Below are 20362 nucleotides of genomic sequence, written 5' to 3'. Positions count from 1 at the left end.
ATGGGCCGTTCCGGCCCGTGCCGACAGCCGAGAGTTTGATCCATGACACGCATTACAGGCCTTCGCGTCTTCGACCTGCGCTTCCCGACCTCGCAATCGCTCGACGGTTCGGACGCGATGAATCCCGATCCGGACTACTCCGCCGCCTATGTCATCCTCGACACGGACAATCCGGAGCTCGCCGGCCATGGCCTGACCTTCACCATCGGGCGCGGCAACGAGATCTGCTGCGCCGCCATCCGTGCGCTCGATCACCTGGTCATCGGGCTTGAGCTCGACTGGATCAAGGAAGATCCCGGCCGCTTCTGGCGCCACATCACCGGCGACAGCCAGCTGCGCTGGATCGGCCCGGACAAGGGCGCCATCCACCTCGCCACCGGCGCGGTCGTCAACGCCGCCTGGGACCTCTGGGCCAAGGAAGCCAAGAAGCCGGTCTGGCAGCTCGTCGCCGAGATGACCCCGGAAGAGCTCGTCAAGATCATCGACTTCCGCTACCTGACCGACGGCCTGACGCCCGGCGAGGCGCTCGCCATCCTGAAGCAGGCGGAAATCGGCAAGGCCGAGCGCATCGCCAAGCTGAAGGCGGAAGGCTATCCCTGCTACACCACCTCGGCCGGCTGGCTCGGCTATAGCGACGAGAAGCTGCGCCGCCTCTGCCAGGAGGCCGTCGACCAGGGCTTCAACCACATCAAGATGAAGGTCGGCCGCGATCTCGAGGACGACATCCGTCGCCTGAAGGCCGCCCGCGAGGTGATGGGCCCCGACCGCTTCCTGATGATCGACGCCAACCAGGTCTGGGAAGTCGACGCGGCGATCGACTGGGTCAAGCAGCTCGCCTTCGCCAAGCCCTACTTCATCGAGGAGCCGACCAGCCCGGATGACGTCGAGGGCCACCGCAAGATCCGCGAGGGCGTGGCGCCGATCAAGGTCGCGACCGGCGAGATGTGCCAGAACCGCATCATGTTCAAGCAGTTCATCATGCGCAACGCCATCGACGTCGTGCAGATCGACGCCTGCCGCATCGGCGGCCTGAACGAGGTGCTGGCGGTGCTGCTGATGGCGGCGAAGTACGGCAAGCCGGTCTGGCCGCATGCCGGCGGCGTCGGCCTCTGCGAATATGTGCAGCACCTCTCCATGATCGACTATCTCGTCGTCTCCGGCACGAAGGAAGGCCGCGTGATCGAGTATGTCGACCACCTGCACGAGCACTTCATCGAGCCTTGCGACATCCAGAACGCGGCCTACATGCCGCCGAAGCTGCCGGGCTTCTCCATCGAAATGAAGCCCGAGTCGATTGCCGCGCACACCTTTGCCGGCTAGAGCTTGATCCCGGATCGTCACCGACGTCCGGGCAAGCTTTCGCGCAGCGCAACGCGTTGATGGTCCTGGTCGTTTCCGCGGGAGGCGACCAGGACGAAAAGCCGGCGCGGCGCGCCGGCATCGACGAATGGTGGGCAAGGCGATGCGAGCGGCTCTTCTGGTCCTGATGGCAGGCCTCATGCTGGCGCTGTCCGGCCTGGCGGCTCTCGCCGACCCCTCCCCCGCCATCGACACCAGCCGCGAGCTCGTCGTCGCCACCAAGGTGGCGCCGCCTTTCGCCATGAAGGGCCCGGATGGGACTTGGACCGGCATCAGCATCGATCTCTGGCAGCGCGTCGCCGAAACGCTGCATCTGCGCTACCGGCTGGTCGAGGAACCGACCGTCGACGCGCTGATCGACGGCACAGCCGCCGGCAAGTACGACGCGGCCGTGGCCGCGCTCACCATCACCGGCCCGCGCGCCGAAATCATCGATTTCAGCCAGCCCTTCTACCATACCGGCCTCGGCATCGCCGTTTCGCTGACCGGCGGCGCGCGCTGGATGGTGATCCTCAACACCATCCTCTCCTTCGGCTTTCTGCAGGCGGTCGGCGCCCTCGTCGGCCTCGCCCTGCTCGTCGGCATCCTGATCTGGCTGTTCGAGCGGCGGCGCAACGAGCATTTCGGCGGCGCCCGCGGCATCGGCACCTCGATCTGGTGGTCGGCCGAGGCGATGACCCAGGCCAGCACCGGCGTCCGCGCGCCGATCACGCTCGCCGGCCGCACCCTCGCCATCCTCTGGATGGCGGTCTCGATCATCGCCATCGCGGTGTTCACCGCCGGCGTCACCTCGGCGCTCACCACGCGAACCCTTCAGGGGCTCGTCAACAATGCGAGCGATCTGGCGAGCGTCCGCGTCGGCGCGATCTCCGATTCCTCGAGCGTCGACTACCTCACCGGCCAGCGCATCAAGTTTCGCGGCTATCCGTCGGCCGAAGCGGGGCTGAAGGCATTGAAGGACGGCCAGATCGACGCCTTCGTCTATGACAAGCCGCTGCTCGCCTGGCATGTGCTGCAGGAGTATTCGTCGACGATGGACGTGCTCGACATCGTCTTCGATCCGCAGAACTACGGCATCGCCCTGCCGCTCGGCAGCCCGCTGCGCAAGGACATCGACGTCGCCGTGCTCGACAGCACGCGCAGCGACTGGTGGAAGCAGACGCTGTTCCGCTATCTCGGCGAACGCTGACGCCGCGCCGAACCGGAGGGTCCATCATGCCGAACGAGGGACCGATCGACCGCCTGCGGGCTCTCTGCATGAACCTGCCCGAAGCGACCGAGCAGGAAAGCTGGGGCGACCCGACCTTCCGCGTGCGCGGCAAGATCTTCGCCATGCCGAAGCGCGGCGACGGCCGGCTGTCGGTCTGGATCAAGGCGCCGGAAGGAAGTCAGGCGATCCTCGTCGGCGCCGATCCCGCGCGCTTCTTCGCGCCCCCCTATGTCGGCCCGAAGGGCTGGGTCGGCATCCGGCTCGACGACAATCCCGACTGGGAAGAGGTGTCGGCCCTCCTCCGCCGCAGCTACCGCCTGGTCGCGCCGAAACGCCTCGCCGACCGTGTGGCGTGAGACGCGGGGGCAAGGCGCCCCCGCCGCGTCAGCCCTTGGCGTGACCCATGTCTTCCATCATGTGCTCAACGGCCATGATGGCGTTCTCGAGATCGGAGATCTTGCGCAGCGCCCCATCGGTCGGAAGACCGCCGGCCTCGACCGCCTGGGTGATCAGCTTCTGCTGCGCTTCGACCAGGCGCGCCCTGAGCGCCGTCAGCTTCTTGTTCATCGATAATATCCTTCGTTCCGACCTACGTATGACAGGTTCGCATGAGGCTTCGACACGAAAATCCGGCAACCGTCGATGCGACGCAATCGCCCAACTTGTTGTGGATGAGGAAGAGCCGCCCCGGGCGGTTTCATACCATCGCTTGACCGAATCTCGAAGGAGGCAGATTCTTCGTCGTGGTTCTTCTCGACAGGGTGGTCGGATTATGTCGCGACGAATTTTCCTTACCGCAGCCTTGGATCGTCTCGTGGACGAAGGCCAGATAGGCCGGCGCTCCAACGCGCACCGGATCATCAAGCTGGTGATCGACAACGGCGTCGCGGTGCTCGACGAAGACCAGCGCCAGATCTACGACCGGGAACTCATCCCCAAGATCGAACGGGTCCAGATCCTCGGCAACGCCGTCGCTCACTCCTAGTTCGATAGCACCTTCCGGAACGATCGCCACCTGCCGATTTTCGCGTTCGAGCGGCGTGGTTACCGGCATGTTAACGGGCCGGGAATCGGGTTTCGCCGAACTGGCTGACCGCTGGCCTGACCGGCAGGTCGTCCTGCACGCACGCGATTTTTCCGCGCACGATCATTCCGCGGCGAAGCAGTAGAACAGGCCGGCCCCGCCGGTGCCCTGCAGCGCTGCCGGGCTGCAGCCGCCGCGCGTCAGATGAGACGAGTTCCACGACTTCATCGGCGCGCTGTCGTTGAGGCCGACGCGGTCGTGGTGTCCGAGCATCGCCGCTCCCTCCTCGCCGCTCTTCGTCCAGTTGCCGCAGGTCTTGTCGTCGCCGGGCGGGAATGCCGTGCCGTCCGCCTGGCTGCCGGTGAGCATGTCATGCGTGTTCGGCATGTCACCGCGGCCTTTCACGGTTTCGCCGGTCTCCGTCAGCGCCGTCTTCTTGTTGAGATTGTTGTCAGGCCCGTGCAGGTCGGCGACGTCCTTGGCGATGACGACACCCTTGGCATTCTGCCACGGCCCCTTGCCGATACGATCGCGCGCGTTAACGGCTGGCTTGCCGTCGACGGCCTGGGTCGAGAGATAGGCGCGCCAAGTCTTCGTGCCCGCGCCAACCTTCTCGGCGAGAGTCTGGCAGATCGTGTCGGCTCCTTCGAGCCCGCCGAGATCGGCGCCCTTGCCGGAGCCGGCGCTGGTGACGAAGAACGTCATGTCCTTCTCCTGCGCCCGGGCCGGCCCGGCCAGAACAAAGGGCGCGACCGACGCCGCCGCCACGCAGGATGCCAGCAGCCAGGATACAGGTTTCATCTCGTCGTCCTCCACACCGTCTCGCCCTGCAACGCACGGATGCGACATCCGTTCCCGGGCAATGGCGAGGGACCGAGGGATTGCCGGCGCTAGTCGGCGCCAAGATGGACGTAGACGCGCTTCCGTCGCAGAAGGGCCTGCAGCGCCGCCCGGGCATCCTCGGCTCCAGGAGCGGATCTTTCGGCTGGCGACAAAGGCCCGCGATTGATCCAGCCGGTATCGGCCCGCAGTTGCGCGACGACGCGGTGGCCGCGCGCCAGGTCACGCGTGAAGAGGCAGGCGGCGCAGCCATGAAGGCCGGCATTGGCGCGGGCGACCGCCTCGTCCTCAGCCGCAAACGCGAGCACCGCCACGACCGGAGCGAGGACCTGATCGCGCACGATCGCCATATCGTCAGCGCAGCCATCGAGGAGGGCAGGCGCAAGGAACGCTCCCTTCGCCAGGCCGCCCTCTGCAAGACGGTGACCGCCGACAAGCCGCCTCGCGCCTTGTTCCCCGGCCTCTTCGATCCGGCAGAGCACGTCCTGCAGGCCTGCGTCCGAAACCAGCGCGCCGACCTCGGTGGCGACGTCCAGCGGGTCGCCGACGACGGCGCCGCGGATGCGGGCGGCGAGCTTGTCAAGGAAAGCGGGACGAATGGCCTCCTGCACGAAAACGCGCGCCGCGCCCGAGGCCCGCCCAGCCCCGAGAATGCAGGATTGCAGCACAGCCGCGACAGCATCGTCCAAGGGTGCATCGTCGAAGACGATCAGCGCCGGCTTACCGCTCGGTTCGGCCGCCCCGGCCGCCAGCGCGATGTCGGGTTGCCGCATCAGCAGATCGCCCGTCCTGGCCGGGCCGAGCACGACGTTGAAGACGCCATCCGGCAGGCCGGCCTCCGACAGGATCTCGGCCAGCTTCAATGCCGCCAGCGATGCCAGTTCGGATGGCCGGAAAACGATGGCATTGCCGGCGGCGAGCGCCGGCGCGGCGCGGCTGCAGGCGCTCCAGAGCGGATCGCCGCATCGTCCGGCCGCCACGATAACGCCGAGCGGCTCCGGCCGCGCATAGCCGAAACCTTGCGAACCGAGATCGACATGCTCGCCGGCGAGCGTCGCGGCGAGCCCGGCAAAGCGATCGAGGCAATCGGCAGCGGCCGCGACGTCGGCCCCGGTGTCCCGGATCGGCCTTCCGGTATCGCGCGTTTCCAGCCGTGCCAGTTCATCCCCACGCCCGCGTAGCAGGTGGGCGGCGCGGGCCATCACCTTGCCGCGCTCGCTGGCGGTCATAGCGGCCCAGATCCCCTGGCCGGATTTCGCGCTCGCGACGGCCGCCGCTACCTCGGCCTCGCCGGCAATCTCGATCTCGGCCAGGACCGCGCCTGTCGCCGGCTCGAAGGTGGGGAAACTGCCGCGCTCGACGGCAGGATGCGCGCGGCCACCGACATAGCTCCGGAGGATCGGCTCGGCCGCGCCCTCGGCCTCGGCCTCGGCGCTTGCGCCGACGCGCTGGCGGATCGCCGCCAGCTGCGCGTCGACGAAGGCGGTGGCGATGGCGCGCGCCTCGGCACTCTCCGGCTCGCCTTCCGCCGCCAGCGTCTCGCGCAGCCACAGCCCGTCGATCACGGCGGCGATGGCGACCGCAGTCCGCTCCGCGTCACGCGCCGAGACGAGCCGCCTCAGCCCATGCCGCAAATTGGAGAGCATGCGGCGTTGATAGACGTTCTGCACCCGCTTGAAGCGGACGGAGTGGATCACCTGGCCCCAGAAGGCGAGCCAGACACTGGCGGTGCGGCGATCGAATTCCTCCGGCGCCAGATTGGCGTCGATGACGGCCTGGATCCTTTCACGCGGGGTGCGCGCCTGGGCGAGCCGCCGCGCGACCAGCCGGCTGAGGCGCCCGGCCAGATGGCGCAGGGTGGCTTCGAGCAGGCCTTCCTTGTCGCCGAAATAATGCGCGACCAGGCCGGGAGAAACGCCGGCGCGCCGGGCGATGTCCATCAGCGTGCAGGCGGCGAAGCCGACATCGGCGAGCGACTCGATCGTCGCCTCGATCAGCTGGCGCCGCCGGACATCCTCGGCCTCGAATCGAACGGAACTCGCTTCCCGCATGACGATCCCTGCGCCACCTTCCCTGCGCCTGTGGTGTAGCCCGATTGAACGAGCAATCAAAGCCCTCCCCCGACCGCGGGATAACCCACTCTGGAAACGTCTATTTCAAGATCAAAATGTCATCATATCGGCATAAACCGGTGATTTCGACATATTGAACGACCATTCAATCAGACAAGAATGAAACTGGGAAAATAATCCATTCGGCACCACAAAACAGGGATGGACACATCGCCGCGCAGACTTCGGCCAAAACTGTCGTTAGGACATCCCATCGCGCACTATGCTGCGCTATGCTTTGGAATATCGGGCGGCATCCTGACGGAGCCGCAGCTTGGGAGACGTCTAGAATGCTCAACTCGGTTATCTCGCGATCGCTGGCAGCGGCCGCCTGCGTCCTCGCGCTCGCAGGCGGCGCTTCCGCGGCCGAGCCGGCCTCGTGCAAGACGGTGCGCTTCTCCGACGTCGGCTGGACCGACATCTCGGCGACGACCGGGTTGACCTCGCGCATCCTGACCGGCCTCGGCTACGAGCCGAAGCTGCAGGTCCTGTCGGTGCCGGTCACCTACGCCTCGCTCAAGAACAAGGACATCGACGTCTTCCTCGGCAACTGGCTGCCCTCGATGGCCGCCGACCTGAAGCCCTACCAGGATGACGGCTCGGTCGAGGTCGTCGGCGTCAATCTCGAAGGCGCCAAGTACACGCTCGCCGTGCCGAGCTACCTGTTCGACGAGGGCCTGAAGACCTTCGCCGACATCGCCAAGTTCAAGGACAAGCTCGGCGGCAAGCTCTACGGCATCGAGCCGGGCAATGACGGCAACCGCCTGATCCTGGACATGATCAAGTCCGACAAGTTCGGCCTCGGCTCGTTCGAACTGGTCGAATCCAGCGAACAGGGCATGCTGGCCCAGGTCGACCGCGCCGGCCGCAAGAAGGACGCGATCGTCTTCCTCGGCTGGGCGCCGCATCCGATGAACGAGAAGTTCAAGATGGAATATCTCGACGGCGGCGACGATGTGTTCGGTCCGAATTTCGGCGGCGCGACCGTCTCGACCAGCGTCCGCAAGGGCTATGTCGAGGAATGCCCGAATGTCGGCGCGCTGCTGAAGAACATGAAGTTCACCCTGCCGATCGAAGGCCAGGTCATGGCCAGCATCCTCGATGACGGCAAGGAGCCGCTCGCCGCCGCCGAGGCCTGGCTGAAGGCCAATCCGGGCCAGATCGACACCTGGCTCGCCGGCGTCAGCACCATTGACGGCCAGCCCGGCGCCGACGCGGTGAAGAAGAGCCTCGGCCTCTGACGACAAGATCGCTCAATGTCGGCGCCGTCCCGGCGTCGGCAGGAGCAGACCCTGACCGGGCGATCGCTCGATCGCCCGGATGGCCGGCAGGACCGGCGGAGACCCTTCATGTATAGCTGGCTGACCGAGCACAAGATTCCGCTCGGATCCACGATCAAGACCGTCGTCGACTTCCTGAACCAGCACGCGCAATGGCTGTTTGACTGGATCTCGCTCGTCCTCGGCACGATGATCGACGGCCTGACCGCGTGTCTGCTGGCCGTGCCACCGCTGGCGCTCGTCGCCGCCTTCGCCGCGATCGCCTATGCGCTGCACCGTTCTTTCAGGCTCGCGGCCTTCACCGCGATCGCCTTTCTGCTCGTCATCAATCTCGGCTACTGGCAGCCGACGATGGAGACGCTGTCGCTGGTGATCTGGGCGACGCTGGTCTGCGTCGCGATCGGTGTGCCGGTCGGCATCGCCGCCGCGCACCGGCCCTGGCTCTATGCCGGCATCCGCCCGATCCTCGACCTGATGCAGACGATCCCGACCTTCGTCTACCTGATCCCGACGCTGGTCCTGTTCGGCCTCGGCACGGTGCCGGGCCTGATCTCGACCGTGATCTTCGCCATTCCCGCGCCGATCCGGCTGACCCATCTCGGCATCACCTCGGTGCCGGCGCAACTGCGCGAGGCGGGCCAGGCCTTCGGCGCCACGCGCCGGCAGCTGCTCTACAAGGTCGAGCTGCCGCATGCGCTGCCCACCATCATGGCCGGCATCACCCAATGCATCATGCTGTCGCTCTCCATGGTGGTAATCGCGGCGCTGGTGGGCGCAGACGGCCTCGGCAAGCCGGTCGTGCGGGCGCTGAATTCCGTCAATATCGGCATGGGCTTCGAGGCCGGAGCGGCGATCGTGCTGCTCGCCATCGTGCTCGATCGCGTCTGCAAGCGCCCCGCGCGCAAGACCGGGAGGCCCTGACCATGGCGGCCATCGAATTCAAGAATGTCGACATCGTCTTCGGCGACCGCCGCAGAAAGGCGCTGGAGCAGCTCGACAAGGGCGCGACGCGCGACGAGATCCTCGCCCGAAGCGGCGCCGTCATCGGCGCCGCCGGCGTCAATCTCTCGGTCGAGCCCGGCGAGATCTGCGTGCTGATGGGGCTTTCCGGCTCGGGCAAGTCGACCGTCCTGCGCGCCGTCAACGGCCTGAACCCGGTGACGCGCGGCGCGGTTCTTGTCAGCCACGAAGGGGCGCCGGTCGACGTGACGCGCTGCGACGAGGCGACTCTCCGCGAGATCCGCATGGGCACCGTCTCGATGGTGTTCCAGCAGTTCGGCCTGCTGCCCTGGCGCTCCGTGCGCGAGAATGTCGGTTTCGGGCTGGAGATCCGTGGCATTCCGAAGGACGAGCGCAGGCGCATCGTCGATGAGAAGCTTGCCATGGTCGGATTGACGCAATGGGCCGACAAGCATGCGCATGAGCTTTCCGGCGGCATGCAGCAGCGAGTCGGCCTCGCCCGCGCCTTCGCCACCGACGCCGACATCCTGCTGATGGACGAGCCGTTCTCGGCGCTCGACCCGCTGATCCGCGACAAGATGCAGGACGAGCTCCTGAGCCTGCAGAAGCGGATCCAGAAAACGATCCTCTTCGTCAGCCACGACCTCGACGAGGCGATGAAGCTCGGCAACAAGATCGCCATCATGGAGGCGGGCCGCATCGTCCAGTGCGGCACGGCGGAGGACATCCTGCTGCGGCCGGCGACGCCCTATGTCGCCGATTTCGTCAAGCACACCAACCCGTTGAACGTGCTGCGCGGCGGTTCGGTGATGACCCCGGCGAGCGAACTGCGCCGCGACGACGGTGTCATCCTGCTCGATCGCGCCGGCGAGGTTCGGATGCGCCTCGACGCTTCCGACCGGCCGGTTGGCGTCGAACTCGCCGGCCGCGAGGGCAGCCTCGGCCGCGTCAACGGCAATGCCGCGGCCTTCGACACACCCTGCGACCTGATCGTTGCGCCGGTCGGGCTGAAGCTTGCCACGGCGATCGCGCTGAAGCGGAAATCCGACCATCCGATCGTCTTCGTCGACGCGGACGGCCGGCTGGCCGGCCTTTGCGGCGACGACGAGATCTATGGCAGCCTGCTCCGCCGCAGCGCCTAAGTATCAGACAAGACGAACGATTTCGTTCTGTGTCGGCGTCGTCACGCTCGGGCCGGCGACGGGATCGAGGAAGACGTTGATCTCGAGCCGGACGCCGAATTCCGGCAGATAGATCGCCGGCTCGATCGAAAAGCCGGTGCGCGGCAGGATGCGGCGGGTGTCGTGCGTCTCGAGGTTGTCGAGATTGACGCCGAGGCCGTGCAGCCGCTTGCCCGGCCCCATGCTGTGGCCGGTGCGGTGGTGGAAATTGTCGCCGAAACCGGCCGCCGCGATGATGCCGCGCGCCACGTCGTCGACCTGCCAGCCCTCCAGCACCTCGCCGGATTGCCAAGCCTTTTCAATCGCCTGCAGCGCGCCGTCGCGGGCATGGCGGACGATGTCGAAGACGGTCTGGAGCCTGTCCGGGATGACATCGCCGGCATAGGCGCCCCAGGCGATGTCGGAATAGACGTTGCGCTCGCCGGGATAGCGCGCCCAGAAATCGATCAGCAGCCAGTCGCCGGCGCCGATGAGAGCCGAGCCCTCCGGCTTCGGCTCGTAGGAGACGATGCCGGAATGGCCGTTGACCTGCACCACCGGCTGGCCCTCCGTCTCCAGCCCGAGGCGCTCGAACTCGGAAACGATGAACTGCTGCAGCGCATATTCTGTTAGCGGCCTGTTAACCCGGATCGCGGTTTTCGCCAGATCGAAGGCGGCGTCCTTGATGCCGGCGACGACGACGCAGGCGCGCTTGTGGCTCTCGATCGCAAAATCGTCCCAGGCGGCGGCCGAGACCTGGAACAGGTCGGCCGAGGTGACGATCCGATAGTCCCAGCTCCGGAGCAGCTCGACCGTTCCGGCATCGGCCCAGGCGACGGTCGGCACGCCACCCTCCTCCGAATACTCCATCGCAAGCCGCTTCGCCGGTCCGAGCAGATCGCGGAGCATCGCCCGCATCTCGACCCAGCCGCGGAAGATCCGCTTCTCGATGTCGACGTCGTGGAAGAAGAACTGGTCGACGGTATGGATCAGCAGAACCGGTTGGCCCGTTCGCGGCACGACCAGGAAGGCGCGCCGGGTCGGGTTCCGGACGATTCCGAGGATGTGCCAGAGCAGCGGGTTGCTGCCGCGATAATCGACCAGCAGCCAGGCGTCGATGCCTTCGGCCTGCATGAAGCGCTGGGCGTCGGAGAGGTTGAACATGGGACGGTCTTTCCATGAACGGGATGTCGCTTCACCTCTCCCATGGGGAGAGGTCGACGCACAACGTGCGGCGGGTGAGGGGTTCAGCCGTCTCCGGTGAAGTCGCAACCCCTCACCCGGCCCTGCGGGTCGACCTCTCCCATGGGAGAGGTAACGGAGCCCCCTACCCCCGACGAAATTTCCGGCCGGGGTGGTCGTCGCGAAGCTGCTTCTGGCCGGCGCCGTAGAGGCTCTCGCGGAAGGTCGAGCCTTCATAGCCGGCCCGCATCAGGCCGCGGCGGCGCAGTTCGGGGACGACGTATTTCACCGTGTCGACGAAGGTGCCGGGGCGGATGGCGTAGGTGATGTTGAAGCCGTCGAGGTCGGCGATCTCGACCCAGTGCTGCATCTCGTCGGCGATCGTCTTGCCGGAGCCGACGAATTTCGGCCCCATGCCGCCGACGCCCATGTAGTGGGCGATGTCGCGCAGCGTCCAGACGGTGTCCGGGTCCGCATCGGCGAAGAGATGGCGGGTGAAATGCGCCGCGTTCGGATTGATCTCGGTCAGCGGCAGGTCGGGATCATATTTCGAAACGTCGAGCCCGAGCGGGCCGGCGAACTGCACCATGGCGCCCTCGTAATCGGCATAGGAGAGCAATTCGGCATATTTCGCCTCCGCCTCGCCATCCGTCTCGGCCGCGATGACGGTGGTCACGGCGAAGACCTTCAGGCTGCGCGGATCACGGCCCTCAGCCGCCGCGGCGGCGCGGATGTTGGCGACGACGGGCGCGATCACCTCCGGCCGCGTGCCATGCACGAAGACGCCCTCGGCATGGCTGGCGGCGAAGGTCTGGCCGCGCGCCGAGGATCCCGCCTGGAACAGGACCGGCGTGCGCTGCGGCGACGGTTCGGCGATGAAGGCGTCGGGGACGTTGAAATAGCGGCCGTGATGGCCGATCGGATGCACCTTGGCCGGATCGACATAGACGCCCCTCGCCTTGTCGATGACGACGGCGTCGTCCTCCCAGGAGCCTTCCCAGAGCTTGTAGAGCACGGCCATGAACTCGTCGCCGCGATCATAGCGCTCGTCGTGCGAGAGCTGCTCGGCGCGGCCGAGATTGCGGGCGGCGCTGTCGAGATAGGAGGTGACGATGTTCCAGCCGACGCGGCCGTTGCTTGCATGGTCGAGGCTCGTCATCTTGCGGGCAAAGCTGTAGGGCTGCTCGTAGGTGAGCGAGACGGTGGCGGCAAAGCCGAGGTTTTTCGTCACCGCCGCCATGGCCGAGAGGATCGAGAGCGGGTCGTTGATCGGCACCTGCGTCGCGGTGCGCAGCGCCCCGTCCGGCTTGCCCTGGTAGACGTCGAGCATGCCGAGAACGTCGGCCAGGAAGATCGAGTCGAAGCCCGCCCCTTCCAGCATGACGGCAAGCTCGGTCCAGTAGCTCAGGTCCTTGTAGCGGTGCGACTGGTCTTCCGGATGGCGCCAGAGGCCGGACGAGATGTTGACCGGCGAGCAGTTTTCGAAGGCGTTCAGGTGAATGGTTCGGGCGGTCATGGGCGGTTCCCAATGCTGTCTCGTTACTTCATCTCCCCCCGAGGGAGAGGTGAAGAAGGGCATCACTCCGCCGACCCGGCCGGCTCGGCGTCCTGGTAGGCTTTGGCGACGGCCTCGATCGCCGCGTCGAGGTCGACCGCGTGGCCGAGCGAAGCCAGCGCCTGGCCATAGGCGACGACATTGGCGAGCACGGGCCGGTAGGCGGCGCGAAGGGCCGTGTGGTTGAGCCGGACCAGCAGCGCCTCGACGCCGCCGACGCCGGGGCTGATGGCCGAACCCTCGAATTCGGAAGCCGCGGCGACCAGCGCCTGCGCCTCGATGCCGGCGGGGATCGGCGCTGCCGTCACCAGCGCCGAGGCGGCGGCGTCATCCTCGATCCAGGGCGTGATGCCGAGCGCGCGAATACCGGCGCGCGTCGCCTTCGCCGCGAGCTGATGCCGCTCGACCACCGTCTCGACGCCATCCTCTTCCGCGTCGATCCGGTCGAGCGCCGCGTTGAGGGCCCAGAATTCCAGCGGCGCCGGCGTGCCGGGCAGCGCATCGGCGCCGACATCCAGCCATTTTTCCTTGAGGTCGAGCAGCGACAGCGTCGAAAGCCGCAGCGCCGGCTCCTCGGCGATCTTCGCCCAGGCGGCCTCGCTGACCGAGATGGCGGAAAGGCCGGCCGGCCCGCCCAGCCCCTTCTGCGGGCCGATGACGGCGATATCGATGCCGAGCGTCTGGACCTCGAATTCGTGCGCGCCGATCGAGGCGACGGCGTCGACCACCAGCAGCGCGCCCCGCGCCTTGGCGCTGGCCGCGATCTCCGGCAGCGGATTCAGGACACCGTTCGCCGCCTCGCCATGCACGAGCACGACGACATCGACCTTTTCCATGGCATCGAGCGCCGCCTGGAACGCCGCGAATTCGACCGGCCGGCCGAGCTCGGCCACGACGTCCTCGACTACCGCGCCGCCCCGGCGCAGCCAGGTCGCGAAATACTCGCCATACAGGCTGGTGACGACGTTAAGGACACGCAGTCCCGGCCGTTCGAGGCTGGCGGCCACCGCCTCCAGCGCCACGACGGCTTCCGCCTGCACGAAGACGACATCATCGAAGCTTCGCATCACCGCGCCGATCCGGTCGGCCAGCACGGCATAGCCGACATTGGGATAAGCGGGCGGATCGAGCAGGTCTTCGGCGGCGAACTGGGTCATCGATTTCGGTCTCTTGTTGTGGCCACGTCCGGGGGGAGGAAGCTGGCCTTCACCTCTCTCTGAGGGAGAGGTGAAGAAAGCTCGTCACGCTCACCGCCCACCTCCGGATCTCACCCGCCCCGAACTCCGCGACAGCCGGAAGCAGAGCGCCGCCAGGCCGAGCAGGCTGACCGTGAACAGGAACACGACCGTCGCCGCCGCATAGACGGAGGGCGCCGGGCCATATTGCAGGCTGCCATAGAGATAGACCGGCAGCGTGTTCACGCTCGGCGTCGTCAGGAAGGCGGCGACGACGAGATTGTCGAAGCAGAAGGCATAGGACATCAGCCCGCCGGCGAGGATTGCCGGCAAAAGCTGCGGCAGCACGATGAACCAGAGCGTCTTCAGCCGCGTGCTGCCGAGATCGGCCGCGGCTTCCTCAAGCTTTGGATCGAGCGTCAGCGCCCGCGCCCGCACGATCAGCGCCGTCACGGCGATCGCCGCCGGCGTGATGCCGGCGATCAGGGTCGCGGCGCCGAGCGGGATGCCGGTGACGGCATAGAACAGGAGCAGCGACACGCCGATGACCACCTCCGGCACGATCAGAAGGATATAGGTCAGGCCCGACAGCCATCTGCGCACGTTCGGGCTCGGATGGCGCACCAGCGCATAGCCGAGCGACGCGCCCATGCCGAGCGCGATCAGCGCCGCCCAGAAGGCGACATAGAGGCTGGTCTGGACCGAGCGGCGCAGCGCCAGGTCGTTCCACGCCGCCGGATACCATTCGAGCGTCCAGCCGGTGAATTGCGAGGTCTGCTTGCCGACGACGCCGAAATTGAACGAATAGACGATCGAGGCGGCGAGCGGCGCGAACAGGAACAGGATGGCGAGCCCGAACCAGAGCGCCAGCCCGGCATGGGTGGCGCGCCGGCCGACGCCATCCAGCGTGCGGACGCTCATGCCGACACCTCGGCAAAGCCCTTGGTGAGGCGCGCCAGCCCGGCGACCACCACGGCGACGGCGATCAGCACTAGCACCGCCATGGCCGAGCCGAGGGCATAATTCTGCGATTGCAGATATTGCGACGAGATCGCCTGCCCCATCAGCACGCCGCGGCTGCCGCCGAGCAGCTTCGGGATCACCATCTCGCCCAGCATCGGCACGGCGGTCAGAAGCACGGCGGTGGCGATGCCGGGCCGTGCCATCGGCAGCGTCACGGCCCAGAAGGTCTGGAAGCGGCTGGCGCCGAGATCGCGGCTCGCCTCCAACAGCGGCGCGGGAATCCGGTCGAGCACGACGAAGAGCGGCACGACGGCGATCGGCAAATAGGCATAGACCATGCCGATGAAGACGGCGGTCTTGGTATCGAGCAGGTCGAGCGGGCCGTCATGCAGATGCAGGAAATTCAGCACCATTTCGACCACGCCGCCGCGCGCCAGCAGGATCTGCCACGACATCACGCGGATCAGGAAGGAGGAGAAATACGGGATGAGGATCAGCACCAGCGCCAGGTTGCGGAAGCGCCCGGCCCGCCGCGCGATGAAATAGGCGACGGGAAAGGCGACGACGAGGCAGAGCGCCGAGGCGGTGACGGCGAACTGCACCGTGCGCAGGAAGGTCGAGAGATAGAAGCCGGACAGCGCGGTCTGGTAGTTCTTCAGCGTGAAGCCGAGCTCGACCGCGCCGAACAGCGAGTTTCCGAACGAATAGACGACCGTGAAGGCGAGCGGCGCCAGGAAGAAGATGGCGAGCCAGACGGTAGGGATAACAGCGAACAAATGGTCTGCAGCGCGCGCCGGGGGCGCGCGTTTCGGAGAGGCCCGGCCGCCGCCCGACGGGGCCGCGATCGCACTGGTTGGCTGGCTTCCGAACGTCATCCGTCTCTGTCTCGTCTCGGCTCCTTGGGGAACCTTGTCACGAAGAAGCCCCTCACCCCAATCCTCTCCCGCAAGCGGTAGAGGGGGCGGACGGAACATCGTCGCCCGATTGGCGCCATGCTGGCGGAAAAACCTCGTCCGATCGACGCCACGCCGGCCGAAAGCCCTCGCCCGCTTGCGGGAGAGGGTTGGGTGAGGATCTTGCTTGCAGCCAGAACCCGATGATCAGCCGCCGGCGGCCGCCTGGATCTCGGTCTGGACCTCCAGATAGACGCCGATCGTCGCCGGATCGACGACGAAGGAGGTCAGCTTCGAGAAGTCGAGATCCTTGCCGCCGAAGATCAGGTCGGCGTTCTTGGTGTCGGCCGGCAGCTTCTCGCGCAGGCCGGCGAGCGCCGCCGGGAAGCCGATATACTGTGTCTCGGAAAGCTGGACGTCCGGCTCGAGCTGGTAGGCCAGGAAGTCATAGGCCTGGTCGAGGTTCGGCGCCTTGGCGGGAATGGCATAATTGTCGACCCAGAGCTCGCTCATCGGGCCGGGGACGACGAACTTCAGCTTCGGATTGAGGCCGATGGCGGCGCGCGCCGTGCCCTGGTTGGTCTGCGCCAGCACGATCGAGCCATTGGCGAGCTGGTTCGGGTCGAGGCCGGCAAAAGTCTTCACATGCTTGGCGAAGGCCTTGATCTCTTCGCCGGCGGCGCGGATCTCGGCCTCGGTCGCCTTGTTCCAGTCCTTGCCATGCGTCCAGAGCGACATGCCGATGGTTTCCCAGCCGGAATCGGAGAGACGCACCTTGCCGCTGACGCCCGGCCTGGCGCCGGCATCAAGGAAGTCCTGCCAAGTCTTGATCTCGCCGCCGACCGCTTCCGGATCGTAGACGACGCCGAGCACGCCCCAGTCCTTCGGGATCGAATACTTGTTGCCGGGATCGTAGTCGCGGTTGAGCAGCGCCGGATCGAGCGAGCCGAAGTTCAGGCGGTTGTGGTCGATCTCCTGCAGCAGGCCCTTGTCGGCCATCTGCTTGATCCAGCTCGAGCTCGGGATGACGATGTCGAAATCGGCGCCGGCCGGGCTGTTCAGCTTGGCGAACATCGTCTCGTTGGAATCATAGGAGGTGATGTTGGGCGTCACGCCCGACTTGCGCGCGTAATTGGCGAGGCTGTCGTTGGAGAAATAGTTCGGCCAGGAATAGACGTTGAGCGCGCCGCCCGCGGCAAGGGCGCGGCCCGGAAAGGCCGACTGCAGCGCGAGCGCCGCCGGCGCCGCGCCGAGCAGGCCGAGAACGGAGCGGCGGCTGAAGCCCGCGCCTCTGGAAAAGCCCTTGGGAAGCTGCTGCTTGGTCATGACGGGTTCCTTGTCAGGAGGACGGACGGAGAATCGGGCTCGTCGCGATAGGCGCGCGCGGCGGCCGGGGAGAAGTGGACAGTGATCGCCTCGCCGGGGCGGAGGTCGGCGGCGGCATCCGCCTCGCCGGTACGGCGCTCGACCGATTCAAAGGCGAGGCCGCCGGCCGTGACGGCGCGCAGCCGCAGCGACGGGCCGAGCGCAACGGCGTCGACGAGGCGGGCCGGGAAATGGTTGGGGCCGGCGGGCGCATCGGCCGCAGCGCGGAGAAAGCGGGTCTCCTCCGGCCGCACGATCACCAGCGCCGGGTCGCCGGGCGCAAGCGCGGGATCGACATGGGAGGCCGCCACCGGGCCGAGATCGGACAGGAGCGACCCGCCCTCGCCCAGCGTGGCGCGGATCTGGTTGGCGCTGCCGACGAACAGCGCCGTCCACGCATTGACCGGCCGATCGTAGATCGTCGCCGGATCGCCGATCTGCTCGAAGCCGCCATGGCGCATGACGGCCAGGCGGTCGGCCATGCCGAAGGCTTCTTCCTGGTCGTGCGTGATGTAGATGAAGGTGGCGCCGAGTTCGGTCTGGATGCGGCGCAGCTCGCGCTGCATTTCTTCCCGCAGCTTGCGATCGAGCGCGCCGAGCGGCTCGTCGAGCAAGAGCACGGCCGGTTCGTTGGCAAGCGCGCGCGCCAGCGCCACGCGCTGCTGCATGCCGCCGGAAAGCTGGTTCGGCTTGCGGTCGCCGACATCGGAGAGGCGGACGAGTTCGAGCAGCTCGCCGGCCTTCCGGCGCCGGGCGCTGCGACCGACGCCGCGCATCCTTGGGCCATAGGCGACGTTTTCCAGCACGCTCATATGCGGGAACAGCGCGTAGCTCTGGAACACGGTGTTGACGTCGCGCCGTTCGGCCGGCAGCGCGGTGACGTCCCGGCCCGAGATCCAGACCGACCCTTCGTCCGGGACCTCGAAACCGCCGATGATCCGCATCGCCGTCGTCTTGCCGCTGCCGCTCGGGCCGACGATCGCCAGGAATTCGCCGCGCGGCACCTCCAGCGACAGGCCGGAGAGCACCACCTGGCCGCCAAAGCTCTTGGCGACGCCGCGAAGCGCGACTGCGATCGGTGAGGAGCTTTGCGTCATGGCGAATGCGGACCGGCAGCAAGGAAGGGCAACGGCCAGACGACCGTCGCGTGGAAACTAGTACGGGGACCAACCCGAAGAAGCGAGTTGGATTGTTCCCAAGTTTCGGCCCGCCTGAGTTTCTTGTTCCTCTTTCCGCCGAGCCGGCAAAACGTCGTCAGTTCAAGGCCTTGGTCGTCAATTCAAGGCCTTGGCGGCATCGGCCGTAAGCCGCGCCGCCGCGCCGCGCACGATCTCGACGACCGGCACGTCGACCGCTACGGGCAGCACGTCCGGCTCCTCGGCCGTCGGTCGCTCCAGCGTCGCATACTGGCTGGCGAGCAGGCTCGGCGGCATGAAATGGCCCTTGCGCGCGCCGAGCCGGTCCTGGACCAGCGATTGCGGCGCATCGAGGAAGACGAAGCGGATCGGCTGGCCGGCGGCGCTGCGGATGCGGTCGCGATAGATCTTCTTCAGCGCCGAGCAGGCGACGACAATGCCGGCCGGGTGCGCCGCGCGGTCGGCGAGCGTGGCGCCGATCCGGTCGAGCCAGGGCCAGCGGTCGTCGTCGACCAGCGGCGTGCCGGACGCCATCTTGGCGACGTTCTCCGGGCTGTGCAGGCCGTCGCCGTCGACGAAGTCGATGCCGAGGGCGGCGGCGAGCCCCTCGCCGACGCTCGATTTGCCGGAGCCCGACACACCCATCACGATGATGGCCAGCCTGGTTGCCACGCCCTGTTCCGATTGCGCCGTCGCCATGAAATGCGTTCCGCCCCACCCGCTCGAGAAACAACGGGACAAGCCATAACGCGACCCGAGGGCGCGCGTCCACCGGCAGAAGGACATCGCGCCGCCGTTCCAGCAGGAGGAACGGGCGGCGCGCGATCCCGCTTCAGTCGCGCATTTCGCGCAGCAGCGCGTCGATCCGGATGGTGGCGAAGGCGGAGAAGGTATCCGACACCGCATAGGGCAGGACCAGCACGTCGCCATGGCGCATGGCGCCGCAGGTATAGACGACGTTCGGCACATAGCCCTCGCGCTCGGACGGCTCCGGCCGGACCAACGGCTCGCTGGAGCGGGCGAGCACCTTGGAGGGATCGTCCTTGTCGAGGAGGACGGCGCCGATCGAATATTTGCGGACCGCGCCGACGCCGTGGGTCAGCAGCAGCCAACCCTCGTCGAGCTCGATCGGCGAGCCGCAATTGCCGATCTGCACGAATTCCCAGGGAAAGCGCGGCCGCAGGATGGCGACGCCGCCGTCCCAGGCGAACAGATCGTCCGAATAGATCAGGTAGAGGTTCTCATTGTCCTGCCGGCCGATCATGGCGTAGCGGCCGTTGATCTTGCGCGGGAACAGCGCCATGCCCTTGTTGCGGGCGGCGCTGCCGCGCATCGGCGCCATCCGGAAGGTCTGGAAATCGGTCGTCTCGATCAGCTCTGAACGGATCGCGCTGCCGCTATAGGCGGTGAACGTGGCGTAGTAGGTCCGGTGCGGGCCGTCGCGGAACTCGACGAAGCGCGCATCCTCGATGCCGTTCGACTGCGACGGCGTGACCGGGAAGATCAGCCGCTCGCTGATGTCCTCGTCCGGCGAGAACGTCAGCTCGACCGCCTCGCCATCAGGCAGCGGCTCGCGCGCCAGCACCTTCGGCACCGAGGCGAGCCGGACGGCCGGATCGACATGGATCGCGCCATTGGCTCTCACCGTGCCCGTGCGAAACGTCAGCGACGAGATATGCCCCTCGCCCACCGCCCGCAGGCTGAGGATGAAGCGCTTCTCGTCCGGCGCAACGCCCAGCTGATCCGGATGCGGGACGATGCTGGGATTGAACAGAGCCGCCGCCTCGAACGAGTATTCATGCAGGAAATAGGCGCCGATCAGCTGGCGCTGGATCCGCGTGAAGACGGGGTGCGGATCGAACGCCTCCTCCATCTCGTCGCAGCGCAGCTCGAACGTCCGCAACAGGTTGCGATGACGGCCGTCGAAATTCTCCAGCACGTCGATCAGCTGGCTGGCGGCGGTTTCCGAATCGAGTCCGAGAACGCGATCGACGATGTGATTGGCCCGCGTCTTTTCCTTGGAGTTCAGATCGCGCGGCTCGGTCGCCGGCTTGAACCGCCGCACCACGACCCGGGTCGGATCGGGGCGGAGGAACAGCGCCTGGCGGCTCAGGGAACTAACGTGGGCCAATTCACCCTCGGCATGACT

The 20362-nt window shown here is 67.0% G+C and carries 19 protein-coding genes; 6 read left to right on the top strand and 13 right to left on the bottom strand.

What is annotated here, in order from left to right; genetic code table 11:
- Nucleotides 1-42 precede the first annotated feature (42 nt).
- The 3 genes from WFK98_RS23035 (at nt 43) to WFK98_RS23025 (ending at nt 2925) form a co-directional block, all read left to right on the top strand.
- Complete coding sequence (locus WFK98_RS23035; protein WP_336801931.1) at nt 43-1320, top strand: L-fuconate dehydratase; 1278 nt, start codon at nt 43-45, stop codon at nt 1318-1320.
- A gap of 142 nt (nt 1321-1462) precedes the next feature.
- Nucleotides 1463-2548: a transporter substrate-binding domain-containing protein gene (locus WFK98_RS23030; protein WP_266340992.1), complete on the top strand. Its 1086-nt coding sequence runs from the start codon at nt 1463-1465 to the stop codon at nt 2546-2548.
- Nucleotides 2549-2574: 26 nt separating this feature from the next.
- Nucleotides 2575-2925, top strand: coding sequence for an MmcQ/YjbR family DNA-binding protein (locus tag WFK98_RS23025; protein WP_266340993.1), 351 nt, complete (start codon nt 2575-2577; stop codon nt 2923-2925).
- 28 nt (nt 2926-2953) lie between these two features.
- Here WFK98_RS23025 and WFK98_RS23020 read toward each other — a convergent pair whose 3' ends face one another.
- The 4 genes from WFK98_RS23020 to betI form a co-directional block, all read right to left on the bottom strand.
- Nucleotides 2954-3136, bottom strand: a complete 183-nt coding sequence (locus tag WFK98_RS23020; RefSeq protein ID WP_266340994.1) for a hypothetical protein — start codon at nt 3134-3136, stop codon at nt 2954-2956.
- 130 nt (nt 3137-3266) lie between these two features.
- The gene (locus WFK98_RS23015; RefSeq protein WP_336801930.1) at nt 3267-3623 is read right to left on the bottom strand and encodes a hypothetical protein; all 357 of its coding nucleotides are present in this window, start codon (nt 3621-3623) and stop codon (nt 3267-3269) included.
- Between the two features lie 93 nt (nt 3624-3716).
- Nucleotides 3717-4394 (bottom strand): hypothetical protein, encoded by a 678-nt coding sequence (locus WFK98_RS23010; RefSeq protein ID WP_336801929.1) that lies wholly within the window; start codon nt 4392-4394, stop codon nt 3717-3719.
- Between the two features lie 89 nt (nt 4395-4483).
- On the bottom strand, nt 4484-6484 hold the full coding sequence (betI, locus tag WFK98_RS23005) for a choline-binding transcriptional repressor BetI (RefSeq protein WP_336801928.1): 2001 nt from the start codon (nt 6482-6484) through the stop codon (nt 4484-4486).
- Between the two features lie 350 nt (nt 6485-6834).
- On the opposite strand from betI, the gene WFK98_RS23000 reads away from it, so the two are divergent.
- The 3 genes from WFK98_RS23000 to choV all read left to right on the top strand — a co-directional run bounded on the left by WFK98_RS23000 (nt 6835) and on the right by choV (nt 9926).
- Nucleotides 6835-7785 (top strand): choline ABC transporter substrate-binding protein, encoded by a 951-nt coding sequence (locus tag WFK98_RS23000; protein ID WP_266340998.1) that lies wholly within the window; start codon nt 6835-6837, stop codon nt 7783-7785.
- Nucleotides 7786-7893: 108 nt separating this feature from the next.
- Nucleotides 7894-8745 (top strand): choline ABC transporter permease subunit, encoded by an 852-nt coding sequence (gene choW / locus WFK98_RS22995; protein ID WP_336801927.1) that lies wholly within the window; start codon nt 7894-7896, stop codon nt 8743-8745.
- Nucleotides 8746-8747: 2 nt separating this feature from the next.
- A complete protein-coding gene (choV, locus tag WFK98_RS22990; RefSeq protein ID WP_336801926.1) occupies nt 8748-9926 on the top strand; it encodes a choline ABC transporter ATP-binding protein in 1179 nt (392 codons plus the stop codon).
- A gap of 3 nt (nt 9927-9929) precedes the next feature.
- On the opposite strand, the gene WFK98_RS22985 is transcribed toward choV, so the two are convergent.
- The 9 genes from WFK98_RS22985 to WFK98_RS22945 all read right to left on the bottom strand — a co-directional run bounded on the left by WFK98_RS22985 (nt 9930) and on the right by WFK98_RS22945 (nt 20344).
- Nucleotides 9930-11108, bottom strand: coding sequence for a M24 family metallopeptidase (locus tag WFK98_RS22985; RefSeq protein ID WP_336801925.1), 1179 nt, complete (start codon nt 11106-11108; stop codon nt 9930-9932).
- A gap of 163 nt (nt 11109-11271) precedes the next feature.
- The gene (locus tag WFK98_RS22980; RefSeq protein ID WP_336801924.1) at nt 11272-12642 is read right to left on the bottom strand and encodes an LLM class flavin-dependent oxidoreductase; all 1371 of its coding nucleotides are present in this window, start codon (nt 12640-12642) and stop codon (nt 11272-11274) included.
- Between the two features lie 62 nt (nt 12643-12704).
- The gene (locus WFK98_RS22975) at nt 12705-13838 is read right to left on the bottom strand and encodes a pyridoxal-phosphate-dependent aminotransferase family protein (protein WP_336801923.1); all 1134 of its coding nucleotides are present in this window, start codon (nt 13836-13838) and stop codon (nt 12705-12707) included.
- Between the two features lie 90 nt (nt 13839-13928).
- Nucleotides 13929-14777 (bottom strand): ABC transporter permease, encoded by an 849-nt coding sequence (locus WFK98_RS22970; RefSeq protein WP_336801922.1) that lies wholly within the window; start codon nt 14775-14777, stop codon nt 13929-13931.
- A complete protein-coding gene (locus tag WFK98_RS22965; RefSeq protein WP_336801921.1) occupies nt 14774-15595 on the bottom strand; it encodes an ABC transporter permease in 822 nt (273 codons plus the stop codon). Before WFK98_RS22965 ends, WFK98_RS22970 begins: the two co-directional genes overlap by 4 nt.
- Nucleotides 15596-15919: 324 nt before the next feature.
- On the bottom strand, nt 15920-17038 hold the full coding sequence (locus WFK98_RS22960; RefSeq protein ID WP_336801920.1) for a polyamine ABC transporter substrate-binding protein: 1119 nt from the start codon (nt 17036-17038) through the stop codon (nt 15920-15922).
- Nucleotides 17035-18174 carry an ABC transporter ATP-binding protein gene (locus WFK98_RS22955; RefSeq protein WP_336801919.1) on the bottom strand — a complete coding sequence of 380 codons (1140 nt, stop codon included), beginning with the start codon at nt 18172-18174 and terminating at the stop codon, nt 17035-17037. Before WFK98_RS22955 ends, WFK98_RS22960 begins: the two co-directional genes overlap by 4 nt.
- Nucleotides 18175-18351: 177 nt before the next feature.
- A complete protein-coding gene (locus WFK98_RS22950; RefSeq protein WP_336801918.1) occupies nt 18352-18912 on the bottom strand; it encodes a gluconokinase in 561 nt (186 codons plus the stop codon).
- A 133-nt stretch (nt 18913-19045) separates the two neighbouring features.
- On the bottom strand, nt 19046-20344 hold the full coding sequence (locus tag WFK98_RS22945) for a glycoside hydrolase family 130 protein (RefSeq protein ID WP_266341009.1): 1299 nt from the start codon (nt 20342-20344) through the stop codon (nt 19046-19048).
- Nucleotides 20345-20362: the final 18 nt, after the last annotated feature.

The organism is Kaistia sp. MMO-174 (genome assembly GCF_037147815.1).
In the GTDB taxonomy this organism is placed as follows: Bacteria; Pseudomonadota; Alphaproteobacteria; order Rhizobiales; family Kaistiaceae; genus Kaistia; species Kaistia nematophila.
The sequence above is the reverse complement of the archived record's forward strand: the minus strand, read 5'-3'. Positions and strand labels throughout refer to the sequence as shown.

Excerpts from the sequence above, each read along its gene's own strand:
- WFK98_RS22950 (WP_336801918.1), bottom strand. The coding sequence starts at position 18,912 with ATGGCGACGGCGCAATCGGAACAGGGCGTGGCAACCAGGCTGGCCATC.
- choV (WP_336801926.1), top strand. The coding sequence starts at position 8,748 with ATGGCGGCCATCGAATTCAAGAATGTCGACATCGTCTTCGGCGACCGC.
- WFK98_RS22975 (WP_336801923.1), bottom strand. The coding sequence starts at position 13,838 with ATGACCCAGTTCGCCGCCGAAGACCTGCTCGATCCGCCCGCTTATCCC.
- WFK98_RS22980 (WP_336801924.1), bottom strand. The coding sequence starts at position 12,642 with ATGACCGCCCGAACCATTCACCTGAACGCCTTCGAAAACTGCTCGCCG.
- WFK98_RS22960 (WP_336801920.1), bottom strand. The coding sequence starts at position 17,038 with ATGACCAAGCAGCAGCTTCCCAAGGGCTTTTCCAGAGGCGCGGGCTTC.
- WFK98_RS23030 (WP_266340992.1), top strand. The coding sequence starts at position 1,463 with ATGCGAGCGGCTCTTCTGGTCCTGATGGCAGGCCTCATGCTGGCGCTG.
- WFK98_RS23035 (WP_336801931.1), top strand. The coding sequence starts at position 43 with ATGACACGCATTACAGGCCTTCGCGTCTTCGACCTGCGCTTCCCGACC.
- choW (WP_336801927.1), top strand. The coding sequence starts at position 7,894 with ATGTATAGCTGGCTGACCGAGCACAAGATTCCGCTCGGATCCACGATC.
- WFK98_RS23010 (WP_336801929.1), bottom strand. The coding sequence starts at position 4,394 with ATGAAACCTGTATCCTGGCTGCTGGCATCCTGCGTGGCGGCGGCGTCG.
- betI (WP_336801928.1), bottom strand. The coding sequence starts at position 6,484 with ATGCGGGAAGCGAGTTCCGTTCGATTCGAGGCCGAGGATGTCCGGCGG.
- WFK98_RS22970 (WP_336801922.1), bottom strand. The coding sequence starts at position 14,777 with ATGAGCGTCCGCACGCTGGATGGCGTCGGCCGGCGCGCCACCCATGCC.
- WFK98_RS23020 (WP_266340994.1), bottom strand. The coding sequence starts at position 3,136 with ATGAACAAGAAGCTGACGGCGCTCAGGGCGCGCCTGGTCGAAGCGCAG.
- WFK98_RS23015 (WP_336801930.1), bottom strand. The coding sequence starts at position 3,623 with ATGCCGGTAACCACGCCGCTCGAACGCGAAAATCGGCAGGTGGCGATC.
- WFK98_RS23000 (WP_266340998.1), top strand. The coding sequence starts at position 6,835 with ATGCTCAACTCGGTTATCTCGCGATCGCTGGCAGCGGCCGCCTGCGTC.
- WFK98_RS22985 (WP_336801925.1), bottom strand. The coding sequence starts at position 11,108 with ATGTTCAACCTCTCCGACGCCCAGCGCTTCATGCAGGCCGAAGGCATC.
- WFK98_RS23025 (WP_266340993.1), top strand. The coding sequence starts at position 2,575 with ATGCCGAACGAGGGACCGATCGACCGCCTGCGGGCTCTCTGCATGAAC.
- WFK98_RS22955 (WP_336801919.1), bottom strand. The coding sequence starts at position 18,174 with ATGACGCAAAGCTCCTCACCGATCGCAGTCGCGCTTCGCGGCGTCGCC.